Below are 15,277 nucleotides of genomic sequence, written 5' to 3' on the forward strand. Positions count from 1 at the left end.
AGAATCTCTCATTAAACGAGAGATTGGTACGCTGACCTGCGACGAAACTCCGCGAGCCAGCCCCGCCAAGCACCCGCGCATGACTACCGGCCGCCCGCCTGACCTGCGGCGACACCGCCCCAGGCAGGTTGGGACGAGTTCTCGCATCTGTTTGAACTCGTCCTCCTTATGATCCGATAATGGACCTTATGTCACTTTCCGTGCGGTTGCACGATTTCTGCCACTCCCCCTCGCGGTGACACAGTTGGTCAGTGGACGCGGATGCCGAAGCGCGTGGCGACGGCGACGAGGCCGGGGGTCGCGCTCGTCGATCTCGGTGCCCTCGTCGGCGCGCAGCGGCTCCGTGGTTAGCGGTTCGCCGTCGTCGACCCGGCGCAGCCAGTAGGCGTAGCCGCGGGCCCCGCCGTGCTCGGAGGGAAAGACGACGCCGTGGGCGGGGCCGGCCGTCGTCCATGACGAGGTCCCGGGCCCAGGTGGCGATCGGCACGGTGAGCTCGCGCCGGTCGGCGGTCAGCTCGCTCAGGGTCAGCCCGCCGATGCCGTGGCTCGTCAGCAGCTCCGGCAGCGCCCGCTCGATCGCCCCGAGGGCGGCCAGGTGGTCCAGGAGGATCCACTGCCCGCCTGAGGGCATGGTCAGGGTGTGCATGCGGCGGGTGACGCGCCAGCCGCGGGCCAGCTGCCCGGGCGGCATGTGCCCGCTGCGGCGCTACTCCTCCTCGACCGCCAAGGGTGTCGAAGCGCCCCCACCTCTAGTCGATCCCCCCCAAAGTGCCGCCGGCCGCGCTCGGAGTCAGTGCGGTGAGGCGACGAGGCCGCCGTCAACCATGATGCTTTGCCCAGTGATGTATCCCGCCTCATCCGAGGCAAGAAACGCGACGGCGGCGCCCAGTTCGTCAGGCTGGCCGTAACGTCCCATGGGAATCTGTTGTGCGGTGCTCGCCCTGACCTTTTCGACCTCTACGCCGGCCCGCTCGGCGCGTAGCGCGTCTAGCGTTCGAATCCGGTCGGTCTCGATCTTTCCGGGGGAAACCATGTTCACCGTGATACCGAACGGGCCGAACTCGACGGCCAGGGATGCGACCAGTCCGGAGATGCCGGGCCGATAGACGTTCGAGAGGACCAGGCCGTCGAGGGGACGGCGCACACTGGAGGAGCCAAGTACGATGATCCGTCCGGCCGAGCTCTTCTCAAGATCGGGCAGGGCGGCGTAGATGCCGTTGACCACGCTCATCAGCGTGAGGCGATGCGCTATTTCCCACTCAGCTGGACCGATTGAGCGAAAGTCGCCCGGAGGCGGCCCACCAGCGTTCGCGACCAAGATGTCGACGGCCCCGAACTCTCCGCGCGCGGTCTCGAGCACTCGGATCACATCGTCGGGATTCGAGACGTCGGCATTGACGCCAACCGTTGAGGCCCCCTCACCGCGCACTTCGTCAACTGCGTCTCTTAGCCGCGCTTCATCCCGCGCGCACATCACAACTCTGTGACCGTCGCGGGCGAGCGCACGTGCGCATGCCCGTCCCAGCCCGGAACTTGCAGCGAAAACAACTGCCACGCGACTAGTGGTCACGACACACCGTCCATTCGTATGTCAGATCTGAGATGGCGTATCTCTCGCCAAGTATTACATATACTGCTAACGTTTGACTCCATGGAGTTAACTTCATCTGACTCACCGACGGGGACGGCACTCCAGCCGCTCGCCATGCAGCACGTGAACCTGCGTGATCGTGCCTACGAAGCGATTCGGACCGCGATCGTCTCCAAGGAGATTCCGCCCGGAGCTCGGCTTTCTGAAGCGAAGCTCGCGGCGATGCTCCAGGTGAGCAAGACGCCGGTCCGTGAAGCTCTCGTACGCCTTGCCGGGATCGGCCTCATTGAGCATGACGGTCGCTCTGGCTTGCGGGTGCCGGAGCCTTCCGTAGAGGCGATTCGCAACGCCTACGAGTTGCGAGAAGGCCTTGAGGCCCAGTCGGGGCGTCTCGCGGCCCGGAGCGTCTCGGCTGAGGCGGTACAGCCAGCCTTCAAGGCTGCAGCGGAATGCCTGCATGCGGCTGAGAATGGTGACAGTCAGGGATTCCGTCTCGGAGACCGGCGCTTCCATATGTCGCTCTCTCGTGCCACCGGAAACCCGTATCTGGCCGAAGCCGTTGCGAATGCCTACGATCTTGCGTTGTCACTGCGGATGCGGGACACGCCCGTTGTCGGCTTCAACATTGAGTGCGCGCAGGACCACATGGGGGTCCTTGAGGCCGTCGACGCTCGGGATGAGTCACTTGCGGCCGAGCGCATGCTGGCCCATGTCGCCAAGATCAAGGAGACCGTGCTCGCGTCTTATCCGACGGGGATTGCCGCCGCGGGATGACTCTCCCTATTGCGACCTCGCGACCTCGCGGCCTGTGCATTGGCTAATGGCTCCGGTGTTGCGAAGCTGATCGAGATCAACATCTGAGTAGCCGATGCTACGTAGGACGTCCTCGGTGTGCTGGCCGAGGGTTGGCGCTGGCCTGGTGACCTTCCAGCTCGGAGTCGACATGTGAATCGGGTTACCCACCATTCGCACTGTCCCCGAGACTGGATGGTCCATCTCTATGAGCATGTCGTTGAGAACCGTCTGTGGATCCTCGAGCGCCTCGGACAGGTTTCGTACGGGCGCGCAGAGTATGTCCTGTTCTTCGAGCTTGCTGATCCAGTGCGCGGTCGTGTTCTCGAGCAACTTTGTTCGGAGAATTTCCTGGAGTGCGGGTCGGTTTCGAAATCGCGACTCAAGCGTTGCGAAGAGCGGGTTGTCGAGTATCTCCTCAGCATCTAGGGCGGTCGCGAGAGCTTTGAGTCGATGCGGGTGGAAACCCCCGACAACGCAGATCGCGCTGTCGCGGGTCGGAAACACACCCGTCAGCGGCATGCCGCCCCAGTTGATCTCTTGTTCGCGGTTGAGCCTCATCGCCGCCTCCTGCATCTGCAGGTGGAGCATCGAGTCGTAGAGCGACACGTCGATCCGTTGCCCTTCGCCCGTTCGTTCACGATGCTTGAGGGCCAGAAGTATCCCTTGGAAAAGGTGCATTCCGGTGATGTAGTCGCATATCGCGGTTGGGTAGACAGCTGGCGGATGTCCGAACTCCGCCGCGCGGTACATCACACCGCTATAGGCCTGAGCCAGGGCATCCTGGCCGCCCTTTTCGCAGTACGGTCCGGCGTGGCCGTAGCCCGTTCCGGTGGCCCAGATGATGTCCGGCCGAACCTCTCGTATCGCCGATTCACCCACGCCCAATCGGTCGAGGGCTCCGGGCCGGAAGTTACTTACCACCACATCCGCGGTGGCGGCCAGACTGAGGAGCGCCTTACGCCCCCCTTCCCGCTTGAGATCGAGCACAACGCTACGTTTGTTGCGGTTGACACTTTGAAAAATCGGATTGTCTAGGCCGTCCTCGTCTACGATGACCGAACGGGAGATGTCTCCGCGTGGACTTTCTACCTTGATGACGTCGGCTCCGAAGTCCCCGAGTAATTGGGTGCAGCTCGGTCCCATGAAGACGTGCGTGAAGTCTAGAACTCTTATGTCGCTGAGCATCAGTTAACTAGAGCCCCTTGTTTTGTGCACCGGTACTGCCGCGTTGGTCGTCCAACAGACCGGCATTGATACCTTCGGGCAGATTCTGGACGAGCAGGGTGTCCACCTCGAGTGGCCCGAGCTCCGCTGCCCCGCCGGGCGAACCGAGTGGTTCGTCGCGGCCGGGCAGCACCCCGGTGAAGAACTCGCGATTGTCCGCTCCGTACTTTTCGTACTCGTCGGGCAGATCGGCGTCGAAGTAGATCGCCTCGACCGGGCAGACCGGCTCGCACGCGCCGCAATCGACGCATTCATCGGGGTGGATGTACAGCGAACGGCCGCCTTCGTAGATGCAGTCAACCGGGCACACGTCAATGCACGCACGGTCTTTGATGTCGATGCATGGCTCGGCGATTGTGTACGGCATTTCCCATCAGTCCCAGCCGAGATACACGGACTTCGACCACGTGTAGAAGTCGATCGCCACAGGCCCCTGCTCGCGGAACGTGTTCGTTGAGGACTCCTTTACACCGCCGAACGGCACGTTGAGGTCGAGTCCGGTTGTCGCTCGGTTGACCTTGATGACACCGGCCTGGATTTTGTCGATGAACTGCTGGGCGTTACTTATGCTTGTCGTGCATATCGAGGCGGCGAGCCCGTACTTCGTGGAGTTCGCCTTCTCGATCGCCTCGTCGAGATCCTTCGCCATGAGGACGCTCACGAGCGGGCCAAAGACCTCCTCAACGTTGACTTCGTGATCGTCGGGCAGCCCTGTCACCACACTGGGGGCAAGGAACAGTCCATCGGCTTCGTTGCCACCGGCAGCGAACTCACCGCCGGCGTCACGCACGCTTTGCAGAGCCTTGAGGTCTGTAGCGAGCTGCGTCTCACTCACCACCGGACCCATTCGCACACCAGCGTCCAGGCCGTTGCCCGGCACAAACTCATTGGTCTTGCGGACAAGGGCCGCTACGAACTCCTCGTAGATCCCAGGTGTGCAGATAACGCGCGAGGAGGCCGTGCAGGCCTGGCCGGTCAGTCCCAGGCCACCGGCGGCCGCTATCGCCGCAGCCTGTTCCACGTTGGCATCATCGAGCACGACAAGCGCGTTCTTTCCGCCAAGCTCCAGTTGCACTCTGGCTCCACGTGCATCGAGCTCACGCTTGATCTGCTGGCCTACAGCGGTTGACCCGGTGAACGAGACCGCTCGGACACGCTCATCGCTGACGATGGCGGAGCCGACCGTACGACCGCCGCCGTAGACAACGTTGAGCACACCTTCGGGAAGGCCAGCTTCGGCGAGGGCGTCCGCGAGATTTTTCATCGAGAGCGGCGTCAGTTCAGCCGGCTTGGCGACTACGGCGTTCCCAGTCACGAGCGCGGGCGCGATCTTCCACGACGGAATTGCAATTGGGAAGTTCCACGGGGTGATGACCCCGACAACGCCGAGCGGCTCCCGCTTGGTATAGGGAAGAGTATTCGCGAATCCGCTCGTGAACACCGTGCCGCCAAGGCGCCATGCCTCGCTTCCGTAGTACCGAAGCACGTCGATCGCTCGCTGCACCTCGCCCATCGCCTCGGGCAAGGTCTTTCCCTCCTCACGGGTGAGGTCGCGGGCGTAGGCAGCCTGTCGCTGCCTCAAAAGCTCGGCCGCGTCCATGAGGATACGGCCGCGCACGACCGGTTCGGTGGCCGCCCAGGCAACCTGTGCTTCGGCAGCCTTTCCGATGGCGTCGCGAGTCTCCTCCGCAGTCGAGGAGACGGTGACGCTGACGAGGTCGGAGCTGTCGGCGGGGTTCCGCCGTTCCACGGTCGGGTTTCCCGACTGATCGACGTCAATGCTGTTGAAGATACGAGTGGTCATGATGTCCTTTTCTGATGACTCGTCGGACGGCCTACGAACTACCGTGCCCCGAGCGCGGCGAGATGCTGAGCGAGGACGGGAGAAAGGCCGTCGGGCAGGCCCTGGACCGGGGGCCGAACCGAAGAATCGGTAAAGTGCCCGAGGCGCCGGATTGCCTCCTTGCGGATGCCTACGTTGATGCCTCGCTGGGCCTCGAAGTTGATCAGGGGAAGGTAAGGCGAATACGCGGCGCGCGCCGCCTCGAAGCCGCCCTCATTCCATCCCCGCACGCATTCCAAGAGCCCCTCGGTGAACGAGAAGCCAGTCATGGCCCCGGCCGCGCCGAACGCGAGTTCGTCGATGAGGTTGACCCCGCCCAAACCGCCAAACACCGGCACATCAAGGTTCGCCGCGAGTTCACCAACAACACCGGGACTCGGTGCGGATTCGGCCTTGACCGCCACGACGCCTTGAGCAGCCTTAACCACCTGAACGAGAGCCGGTGCCGAGATGTGGACACCCGAAACGAGCGGGTAATCCTGGACCACGATCCCGAGGCCGGTTGCGTCGTGAATCATATTGAGGTGATCAGCCGCAGCCACGACATTGGCAGAGTTCACCTGGACCATGACGCCGGCGAGTCTGTCGCCGAGCACGTCGGCCGCGAGTCGCGCTTCCTCGATCACTGGTGCCGTGGCCCGCGAGACCATACCCGCGACGATCGGCAGATCACACGCATCCATCACAGTTTCCAGCACGACTCGCTTTTCTTCGCTATCGAGGCTGGCGGCTTCACCCAGAACGCCGAGGACGGTGATGCCGGTCGCACCGATGGCCTCGTAATGGGCCGAAATGCGGTCGAGGCTGCTCTCGTCAATACTCAACGAGTTGCCGCTGAACGGCGTGGGCGAAACTGCCCAGACCCCTGGATCGAGAACCTTGACACTCACAAATACTCCTTCAGTAAACCAGTTTGCGATTTGGCGCCGCCGGCGGTTAACGGATGATGCCGGCGCCGCGCAGTTCGGCGATCCTGTCGGCAGACAAGCCCGCCTCCTCGAGGATTGTGTCGGTGTGCTCGCCGAGCATGGGCGGTGCCTGCTCGTACGTGGCGGGCGTTGTAGAGAGATGAATCGGCGCGGCCAGAAGTTTCACCTCGCCGAGTTTGGTGTGCTCCGCGGAGACCACCATCTTGTTGACCGCGGTCTGCTCGTCTTCGAGCGTGGTGGCAAGCGTATTGACCGGGGCGCACAGGAGGTCCTCATCCTCCAGTCGCGCTAGCCAGTGCTCGGTGTTGTGCGCCTTGAATCCGTCCGCAAGAATTCCCTGCAGTTGAGAACGGTTCGCCATCATGGCGTCGTAATCGGCGAACTCCGGGCGCACGAGGGCATCCTCGGGCAGGCCCAAGACGCGCGCGAGCGCCGGCAAGGGATCGCGATGGAACCCGCCAACGAGGCAAAGTTCACCGTCGGTCGTTGCGAACACTCCGGTCAGTGGCATGGTGCCCCAGTTGACTTCCCTCCCCCGCGCCTTGAGCATCGCAGCTTCTTGCATCTGCGGGTGCAGCGCGGAGTCATACATGCGGATTTCGACCCGCTGCCCCTCGCCAGTACGCTCCTTGTGCAGTAGGGCGAGCAGGATTCCCTGGACCATGTGCATTCCTGACATGTAGTCGCACAGGCCGGTCGGGTTGACGTGGGTGGGAATGTCAGCCGAGGGTTTGCGCGCCATGAGGCCGCTGTAGGCCTGCGCGATAACGTCCTGGCCTCCCTTGTGCTTATGGGGCCCTTCTGTGCCGAAGCCAGTGGCGCTTGCCCAGATGATCCCCGGGTTGAGCTGACGAAGGGCTTCGTAGGCGAAGCCGAGCCTCTCCATGACGCCAGCGCGGAAATTGCTCACCACCACGTCGGCGTTCTTGATGATCTCGTGAACGGCAGCGCGGCCGTCGTCGGACCTGATGTCGATGCACAGACTCCGCTTGCTCCGATTGACGCTGAGGAAGATCGGGTTGTCGAGGCCGTCTGGGTCGGGCAGAGAGTCGCGGGTGCGATCACCACCGGTGATCCGTTCAATCTTGATGACGTCGGCGCCGAAGTCGCCAAGTAGCTGGGTGCAGGAGGGGCCGAGATACACCTCGGTGAAATCGACGACCGTGATACCGGTGAGCGGCAGCGTCGTCATCTCAGGGCTCCTTGCTTCTCAGGAAATGTTGCGTTTGGTGAGGGGACGTCGCCCGGGTCGGCACCCTGGGCCCGCATTGCGGTCCGGATCGCTTGAACGTCGACGTCGCGCACCATGACGCCGGCTTCAGCTGCGAGGGCAGCCGCGATACCGGCGGCCTGACCCATGGCCATGCACGGCGGGATCTCGCGTGACATACGCTGCGCGTCAGGTGTGGCCGAGTAGTGGCGGCCGGGAGCGAGCAACTGGTCGATCTCCTTGGCCACGAGAGAGCTGTACGGGTAGTAGTAGTCCCTGCCACGGGCGACTGTGTCGTCGAAGTAGCGGCGCTGCCCCACGTCATCCTTCGTCACGATGTACTCGCCTTGGAGCAGTCGAGTTTGCCGGACACCGATCTGCTCCGCGACGCCGAGCAGATACGCATTCTCGAAGCCGGGATAGTTCGCCTTGACGTACTCCACCGCCTCGTTGATGCGTGGTCGCGCCTCAAACTCAGCGGCCGTCAGTGAGGCGGGGTCAGCTCCGTCGAAGCCGGTCATGTGGGGGGTGTTGCACCAGACGATCCCCGGGAGCGGGGTCTTGAGCCACCACATCTCCCACGCGCCGCCGAGGATGCGCTTCGTCGTGCGGTTGAGCGCGCGAGTCTCCCGTGGATTGGCCTGTTCAAACGCCTCGGCCTTGTCGGTGTCAACGCCGCCGAGGCGGAACACGAGCGTAACGATGTAACTATCGTGGACGAAGCTCGCGCCGGTGCGAGATGCGACGTCGAGGTCACCGGTCGCGTCGATGACCACCTTGGCGAGAGTTGCCTGGGGGCCTGCCTTCGTCTCGCAGATGACGCCCTTCATGACGCCGTCTTCCACGATCGGTTCGGAGAACCAGCTGTGCAAACGCAGGTCAACGCCTGCCTCCTGAACAAGGTCGTTCGAGACGCGCTTCCACCCATCGGGGTCAAAGGCGACGGCGTAACAGATCGGCTTCGGCTTGTTATGCGAGTGGAAGTCAAAAGCGCCGTAGCGTGCCCATTTGTTCCACATCTCCTCCGAGGCGTAGCGATCTTCCTCGGGCGGGTACACCGCTAATCCCATCTTCTCGAGCCTCTCCACGTACTCGGAGACGATGCCGGTAACAGTGATTTCGGACCCGTTCACCATGTCGTCGAGCACGAGCACCATTCCGCCGGCGGCGAGGCCGCCGAGCGCCGCATAGCGCTCGAGGAGGGTGACAGAGGCGCCCTGGCGCGCGGCGGCAACGGCCGCGCTCACACCTGCCGGTCCCCCCCCCACGACGACCACGTCGCATTCGGCAACGACGGGCACCTCACGCGCACCCACGGTGACGGTCAGTTTATCAATTGACGTACTCACGACGTTGTGACACCTCAGACTTTTTCGAATGGGTTACGAATAGGACCAGCTAGGGCTGCGCTTCTCACGAAACGCCTGTACGCCCTCGTCGGCATTTCCCGAACTGAACAGGGCGTCGAACGACGGCAGATACTGCCGTGCAGCTTGGCGGGGAGGCATGTGTGATGTGAGCCGCGCGATCTCCTTGATGGCGCGCACGGAGGTGGGAGCGCATCCAAGGATCTGCTGCACCCAGCGGTCCACGGCGTCATCGAGTTCTGCGAGCGGCACAACTTCGTTAACGAGGCCAGCGGCACGCATCTCTTCGGCGCTCGCCTTCCGGCCGGTAAGCAGCATGCCCATCGCAGTTGTGTAGGGCATCCGACGGGTCATGAGGATAGTGCCGTCGAACGCCAGTCGGCCGACTCGGGGTTCAACGAGGCCGAACACCGCGGAATCGGCCGCAATGACGATGTCACAGCCGTTCACGAGCTCCATACCACCGCCGAGCGCGTATCCATTGACACGAGCAATGACGGGCTTCGTGAACGAATCACGGAGTGTGAGGCCGCAGTAGCCGTCGGGGTTCGCGCCAGCCCAGAATTCGAGGTTCGACCTCGCTTGTGCGCCCGCTGACATGTCCGACCCAGAGCAGAACGAACGCTCTCCGGCACCGGTGAGGACCACAACCCAGACGTCGTCGTTTTCCTGGAGCTCTCCCCACACCTCGGACAATCGTGTCTGCGCAGCGTCGTCGACGGCGTTCAGCACGTGAGGTCGATCGATCGTAACGGTTGCGACGCGATCAAAAATCTCGACGCGGACGCCGCTCTCCTCGTGAGTTGTCATACCACTACTCCGTCCCTATATAGGCTCGCGATTTCAAGTTCGGAGAGACCAAACTCGGCAAGGATTTCTGCGCCGTTGGCGCCGAGCGAAGGCACGGGGTATCGCATCTGGGCGGGCGTCGCCCGCAAGTGCAGAGGGTGTGCAACGGAGCGGACCTCTGTGCCTTGATCATCGTGGTAGGTGATGACCGTTTCGTTGTGCTGCGTCTGTGGATCTTCGAGGGCCTCGCTGAGTTCACGCACCGGTGCACACAGGATGTCGTGCGCCTCGAGTCGTTCGATCCAGGTCGCGGTGCTTTCGCCCCGCATGTGGTCCTTGATGAGGCTTTGCAGCTCCACACGATTCTTCGTTTGGTTCTCGACGTCTTCGAACCGTGGCTCTTCGGTGAGGTCACGCATACCGATCGCCGCGCAGATTTCCTGTAGCGGGTTCCGCTTGAAGGCCCCGGTGAAGACGACGGCACCGTCCGTGGTGGGCGCAACGATGGTATGCGGCATCGCGCCCCAATTGAGTTCCTCGTTGCGTGTCATAAGCATCGCGGCTTCCTGCAACTGCAAGCCGAGCAATGTCTCGTAAAGGCTCGTGTGAACCTCCTGACCAACGCCGTTTCGATCGCGGGCTAGCAGCGCCAACAAGATGCCTTGGGCGAAAATCATTGCCGTCATGAAGTCCGCGTAACACGTGGAGTACACGGCGTAGGGCACTGACTCGTCCGGACGCCGGGCCATGACGCCCGTAAATCCTTGAGCAAGGACCTCCTGGCCACCCTTGTGCTGGTATGGCCCGCTGCTGCCGAAGCCCGTTGTCGCGCCATAGATAAGGCGCGGGTTAATGTTCCTGAGTTCCTCGTAGGAAAATCCCAAGCGTTCCATGACGCCAGGTCGGAAATTGTTCACTACTACGTCGACCTCCGATACGAGTCGGCGCACAAGAGCCTTACCGGGTTCGGACCGCAGATCAATGGCAATGCTGCGCTTATTGCGGTTCATGCTCGCAAACACCGGATTGTTGAGGTCGTTGACGTCCATCGTGGAGAACCGCGACAAATCACCGGACCCGGGTCGCTCGACCTTGATGACATCGGCCCCAAAGTCGGCCAGCACTTGAGTGGCAACCGGGCCCGCCAGTGCTTGGCTGAAATCGAGAACGCGGATTCCACTTAACGGAAGCATGTGCATACTAGAGTCATTCATTATGACCTCTGCCCGTTCTCTGCGGCATCGATTGTTTGGTTGAATGCCTTAGTTACATGCGTGGCTGAGAGACACACGCCGCCATTTTGATTCGTTACAACGGCTTGGGCATGGAAGCGAGACCGTTCCGGTAGCCATTGAGTGACCTTGTAGTGGGCGGTCAGCGTGTCTCCGATAAGCACGCCGTTGACGAATCGGACCCTGTCGTAGCCGAGCGAGATGCCCATGCCGGCGAAGTCGAGCTTCTCCCAGAAACGGGTTGACGCGGTAGAGACGAGGCCGAGGATGAGGACGCCGTGCGCGACGCGGCCACCGTAGGGTGACCGCTTCATAAACTCCTCATCGGTGTGATATCGAGATAGGTCACCTGTGATTCCGGCAAACTGATAGATATCCGATTCACTGACCGTCCGGGTGAGCGTGTATCCTTCTGCGGCAATGATGTCCTCTGGCGTCAGAGTCACTCAATCTCCTATCCTTAATCCGCGCGGCGGGCCTAGCATCATCGACAACTTGCGCACCCTGGAGGCAAGCGGTCAGGACTCATTGTGTCGCCTTCCAATACACGACTCTCTTTTCGACCAAGCCCACGAGCCCGAAAAGGAGCAGGGCGTATAACGAACTGAGAATCATTGTTGCGTAGAGGAGCGGCACCTGATAATTGAAGGTGGTTTGGATGATGAGGTATCCGAGCCCTGCCTGAGAGCCCACCCACTCTGCGACGATCGCGCCGATCACAGCGGATGTTGCCGTGATTCGAAGCGCCGAGAAGAGATAGGGCACGCACGCGTACAGACGGACTCGGGTGAAGATCTCCCAGCGAGTCGCCGAAAGGATGCGCATGAGCTCCAGCTCGCGATCATTGACCGCGTTCAAGCCACGAACCGAGTTCACCAAGGTCGGGAAGAACGAGATCAGCGCCGCGATGACAATCTTCGAGGAGTAGCCCGTGCCGAGCAGGATCACAAGAATCGGCGCGATCGCGATGATCGGGATCGTCTGGACGAACACGGCGATCGGCATGAGCGCACCGTTTATTGTTTTCGAATGCACGAAGATCACCGCAAACACGAATGCGACGACGTTACCGATTACGAATCCGGCAAGCGATTCAATGACCGTGGGTTGCAGGTTCCGCCACAGGATATCGGCGTTCTCAACGAACGCCGCGGCCACGCGAGTCGGCGTCGGCACGACATACTCGGGAACTCTCAAAATGACGACGGTGAGCTGCCAGAGGATGATGATACCGATGCCCACGAGGTACGGCGTAGCCTTGTTGACCGGCTTTCGCTTCGCCTGCGATTCCAGAGTTTCCGTACGGTGTTTGTGAGTGATGGTCGTCATCACGCGCTCTCCAATAGCATGCGAAGTTGGCTGCAGAGCTCGCTGAAGTTTGGCTCGACGCGGGTATGCGGTCCGCGGGGATAGCCAAGATCGATATCGACAACCTCATGCAAGCGACCCGGGTGGGCCTTTAGGACTACAACCTCCTCGGAGAGGAATACCGCTTCCGCGATGCTGTGCGTGACGAAGACGACCGTGGTGCCAGTGCTTTCCCAGATTCGCAAGAGTTCCTCATTGAGGCGGTCCCGCGTGATCTCATCGAGGGCGCCAAAAGGTTCATCCATGAGCAGGATGGCCGGGTCGGTGACTAGGGCGCGGGCAATTGCGACTCGCTGCCGCATGCCGCCGGACAGTTCATGGGGGTAAGCGTTCTCGCGGCCGCCGAGCCCCACAAGTTCAAGGAGTTCCTTTGGGGACCTCGTTGGAGTGACTTGATTCTTGGGGCCCACTTCGAGTGGTAAAGAGACGTTCTGCAGGGCGGTGCGCCAGGGCAACAGTGTCGAGTCCTGAAAGACGAACCCGATCTTTCGATGCTCACGGGCGTTGTGCGGAGTGTCATCGAGAACAGTGGCCCTACCGGCCGTCGGTGCGATTAGGTCGGCTACGACTCGGAGGAGAGTCGACTTGCCACACCCTGACGGGCCGATCAAGGAAGTGAACCCACCGGCCGTCAGGTTGTGAGTGATGCCAGCGAGCGCATTCACTTCACCGCGGTCGGTGCTGAAGGTGACCGAGACCCCATCCAATTCCACGGCATTCAACGGTGCGATACTCATGTCGATGTCTGATGCTTTCGTCGAGGTCATGGCGATCATGCGGACGTGCTGCGCTCCTCGACCGTCCGCTCGAGGATCTCGAGCGTCATGACGTCGTCGACATTAGGGGCGCCCTTCTCAAACTGACCAAGCTCGTCATAGATGCGTATCTGGTTCTCCCAGTTGTCGCGTGCCATCTGGCCCCAGCCGTTTTCTTCGGTCTCGTCGGTGAAGACAATATCCATAACGAGTTTGGCGGACTCCGACTCGATCTTTGGGTCGATGTTCGGGAACGTTTCCTTGAGGATCTCAATTGCCTCGTCGTGGTTATCGCGGGCGTAGCGCCAGCCCTTGGCTGTCGCGGAAAGAATTCCCGCGAGCATCTCTGGATCCTCTTCAACAACCGAGGCGTTGGCAAGGAGGACGCCGGCGTAAAGTTGGATTCCGATGTCCCAGATCCGCATGGTCTCGTAGTTGTTTCCCAGGGGCTGCAGCTGGCCGTAGTTCACGGTCCATCCGGTCCAGGCGTCGACCTGACCGGACGCGAGCGGGGCGGTGTCACTCCCTACGCCAACAATCTCGATTTGATCGCGGCTGATGCCGTGCTTTGCGAGCACCGCGTCGACGAGCACGCCACCGGTGGGCTGGGTGCCGATCCGCTTTCCGATGAGGTCCTCGGGAGTGCGGATCGGATTGTCCTTCATGGAGATGAAGGCCCACGGGTGCTGCTGCAGGTTCACACCGTATGCCTTGACCGAAACTCCCGCGCTCACCGCGGTCATGTGCAACGGGCTGGAGGAGACGTATCCGGCTGGGGAGCTGCCGGAGGCGATGAGGCCGGGCGGGTCGGCGTTGGGCCCACCCTCCTTCATCGTGACCTTAAGTCCGTTCTCGGCGTAGAAGCCTTTCTTTAGTGCGACTGCGTCACCAAGGACCTGAGCGTTACCGAGCCAAGAGAGCTGTAGGTCAATCGCCTTGAGTTGCTGCGAGTCCGAACTGTTCGGATCCGTGGCTCCCGGCGACGTGGAAGAGGGATCTGAGGAGCACGCGACGGTGGTACCAAGTAGAAATGCTCCGCCCAGGAGTCCTCCGGCCTGGAGAAAGCCCCGGCGGCTGAAGCCTGCCTTGCGGTTCTGAACGTTCATCCGGATCTCCGTTGGGGTGATTAGACGTGGCGGTCGTCATCGACGGCCAGAGATGGCGCAGACGGGAGGGGTCGCCCTTAGACTTCCTAGGACATCTGCGATCCCATATACGGGATCTTGCACCTCACGGAGAGCGGTGTCAACAGTCCACTTTGTGCGGAGCGGCAAGGCCGAACATGGGCAAGGAGCCTGTCCTGCAGCTCAACGAGCTCAGCGACTTGCAGCTCCGCCGCGATCACCTTTGGTATGCGACATACCAGATGTAGTGATCAAATAGTCACGCTACCAACAGCCGACGGGTGTGTCTCGAAATTCTCCAGGTCACGCCATCTGGGTGCGTGAGCCGTCGAGCATGCCTCGAACGCGCTCGTCCGCGCGTACTCGACTTCATCGCGGAATCATGCTCGTAATGCAGGAACCTGCGGCCACCTTGCACCGATGCCGCTCCGCGACACACCCGGCGCAAACGCCGACGACGACGACGACGACGACGACGACGACGACGACGACGACGACAGCATGGCTCACCAACCGCGAACGGGAAGTACGCGGCAGGTGAAGAAACCACAGGCCGCAAGCAGCACTCACTCGGCGCGGCACTTAAGCGGCCGTACGTCTATCTACTCGGCTTCGTCTACCTCGCCGTGCAGTCAGTTCAGCGTCTACCTGGATCTCATTCTGGCTGCCGACAATCGTGGCTGACCTCGGCGAACTACGAAGCATCGACCATCGGGATGATCACGATGCTTCCGTTCGGGGGAGCCGTCGTCGGAATGCTGGCGATCGCCTACAACTAGGTAGCGATCCGAAGAGCCCGGTCGCCGCGATGATCAGCAGGACGACACTGAGTACGACGTTGGCTACCCAGGTCGTCGCGAGCAAAGCAACCATCGCTACGGTGGTGGCCGCGACGCCTGGCCACCGCCGGTGCGATCGCCTTGATCAACTGAATCGGCACGACGTCCGGGTTCTTCGCGGCTTACGCCGCGGGGCTCGGTCACGGGCGCCACCGGCTCGATCAACGGTGTGCTCTACGCCGGTGCCCGCCATATTGGCGCTCGGGGCTCA

General features: G+C 61.9%; 15 protein-coding genes. 2 read left to right on the forward strand and 13 right to left on the reverse strand.

What is annotated here, in order from left to right:
- Positions 1-790: 790 nt before the first annotated feature.
- Positions 791-1,570 carry an SDR family oxidoreductase gene (locus ATJ97_RS00100; protein WP_098481985.1) on the reverse strand — a complete coding sequence of 260 codons (780 nt, stop codon included), beginning with the start codon at positions 1,568-1,570 and terminating at the stop codon, positions 791-793.
- Between the two features lie 135 nt (positions 1,571-1,705).
- Between ATJ97_RS00100 and ATJ97_RS00105 the strand changes: the two genes are divergently transcribed.
- A complete protein-coding gene (locus ATJ97_RS00105; protein ID WP_170036960.1) occupies positions 1,706-2,365 on the forward strand; it encodes a GntR family transcriptional regulator in 660 nt (219 codons plus the stop codon).
- Between the two features lie 6 nt (positions 2,366-2,371).
- On the opposite strand, the gene ATJ97_RS00110 is transcribed toward ATJ97_RS00105, so the two are convergent.
- The 12 genes from ATJ97_RS00110 to ATJ97_RS00165 form a co-directional block, all read right to left on the reverse strand.
- Entirely contained in the window at positions 2,372-3,571 is a 1,200-nt protein-coding gene (locus ATJ97_RS00110) for a CaiB/BaiF CoA transferase family protein (protein ID WP_098481987.1), read from the reverse strand.
- Positions 3,572-3,578: 7 nt separating this feature from the next.
- Complete coding sequence (gene fdxA, locus ATJ97_RS00115) at positions 3,579-3,977, reverse strand: ferredoxin (protein ID WP_098481988.1); 399 nt, start codon at positions 3,975-3,977, stop codon at positions 3,579-3,581.
- Between the two features lie 6 nt (positions 3,978-3,983).
- Positions 3,984-5,414: an aldehyde dehydrogenase family protein gene (locus tag ATJ97_RS00120; RefSeq protein WP_098481989.1), complete on the reverse strand. Its 1,431-nt coding sequence runs from the start codon at positions 5,412-5,414 to the stop codon at positions 3,984-3,986.
- Between the two features lie 38 nt (positions 5,415-5,452).
- Positions 5,453-6,343 (reverse strand): dihydrodipicolinate synthase family protein, encoded by an 891-nt coding sequence (locus tag ATJ97_RS00125; RefSeq protein WP_098481990.1) that lies wholly within the window; start codon positions 6,341-6,343, stop codon positions 5,453-5,455.
- A 46-nt stretch (positions 6,344-6,389) separates the two neighbouring features.
- Positions 6,390-7,574: a CaiB/BaiF CoA transferase family protein gene (locus ATJ97_RS00130; RefSeq protein ID WP_098481991.1), complete on the reverse strand. Its 1,185-nt coding sequence runs from the start codon at positions 7,572-7,574 to the stop codon at positions 6,390-6,392.
- Entirely contained in the window at positions 7,571-8,929 is a 1,359-nt protein-coding gene (locus ATJ97_RS00135) for an FAD-dependent oxidoreductase (RefSeq protein WP_425432709.1), read from the reverse strand. Before ATJ97_RS00135 ends, ATJ97_RS00130 begins: the two co-directional genes overlap by 4 nt.
- Before the next feature lie 45 nt (positions 8,930-8,974).
- On the reverse strand, positions 8,975-9,769 hold the full coding sequence (locus ATJ97_RS00140) for an enoyl-CoA hydratase-related protein (RefSeq protein ID WP_098481993.1): 795 nt from the start codon (positions 9,767-9,769) through the stop codon (positions 8,975-8,977).
- Positions 9,766-10,947 (reverse strand): CaiB/BaiF CoA transferase family protein, encoded by a 1,182-nt coding sequence (locus ATJ97_RS00145; protein ID WP_098481994.1) that lies wholly within the window; start codon positions 10,945-10,947, stop codon positions 9,766-9,768. Before ATJ97_RS00145 ends, ATJ97_RS00140 begins: the two co-directional genes overlap by 4 nt.
- Before the next feature lie 14 nt (positions 10,948-10,961).
- On the reverse strand, positions 10,962-11,426 hold the full coding sequence (locus tag ATJ97_RS00150; RefSeq protein WP_211286992.1) for a MaoC family dehydratase: 465 nt from the start codon (positions 11,424-11,426) through the stop codon (positions 10,962-10,964).
- A 79-nt stretch (positions 11,427-11,505) separates the two neighbouring features.
- On the reverse strand, positions 11,506-12,309 hold the full coding sequence (locus ATJ97_RS00155; RefSeq protein ID WP_245861887.1) for an ABC transporter permease: 804 nt from the start codon (positions 12,307-12,309) through the stop codon (positions 11,506-11,508).
- Positions 12,309-13,124 (reverse strand): ABC transporter ATP-binding protein, encoded by an 816-nt coding sequence (locus tag ATJ97_RS00160; protein ID WP_211286993.1) that lies wholly within the window; start codon positions 13,122-13,124, stop codon positions 12,309-12,311. The genes ATJ97_RS00155 and ATJ97_RS00160 overlap by 1 nt, the downstream gene beginning before the upstream one ends.
- Positions 13,121-14,209 (reverse strand): ABC transporter substrate-binding protein, encoded by a 1,089-nt coding sequence (locus ATJ97_RS00165; RefSeq protein ID WP_098481996.1) that lies wholly within the window; start codon positions 14,207-14,209, stop codon positions 13,121-13,123. Before ATJ97_RS00165 ends, ATJ97_RS00160 begins: the two co-directional genes overlap by 4 nt.
- A 438-nt stretch (positions 14,210-14,647) precedes the next feature.
- On the opposite strand from ATJ97_RS00165, the gene ATJ97_RS00170 reads away from it, so the two are divergent.
- Positions 14,648-14,911 (forward strand): hypothetical protein, encoded by a 264-nt coding sequence (locus ATJ97_RS00170; RefSeq protein WP_098481997.1) that lies wholly within the window; start codon positions 14,648-14,650, stop codon positions 14,909-14,911.
- Positions 14,912-15,277: the final 366 nt, after the last annotated feature.

Source organism: Georgenia soli (assembly GCF_002563695.1).
In the GTDB taxonomy this organism is placed as follows: Bacteria; Actinomycetota; Actinomycetes; order Actinomycetales; family Actinomycetaceae; genus Georgenia; species Georgenia soli.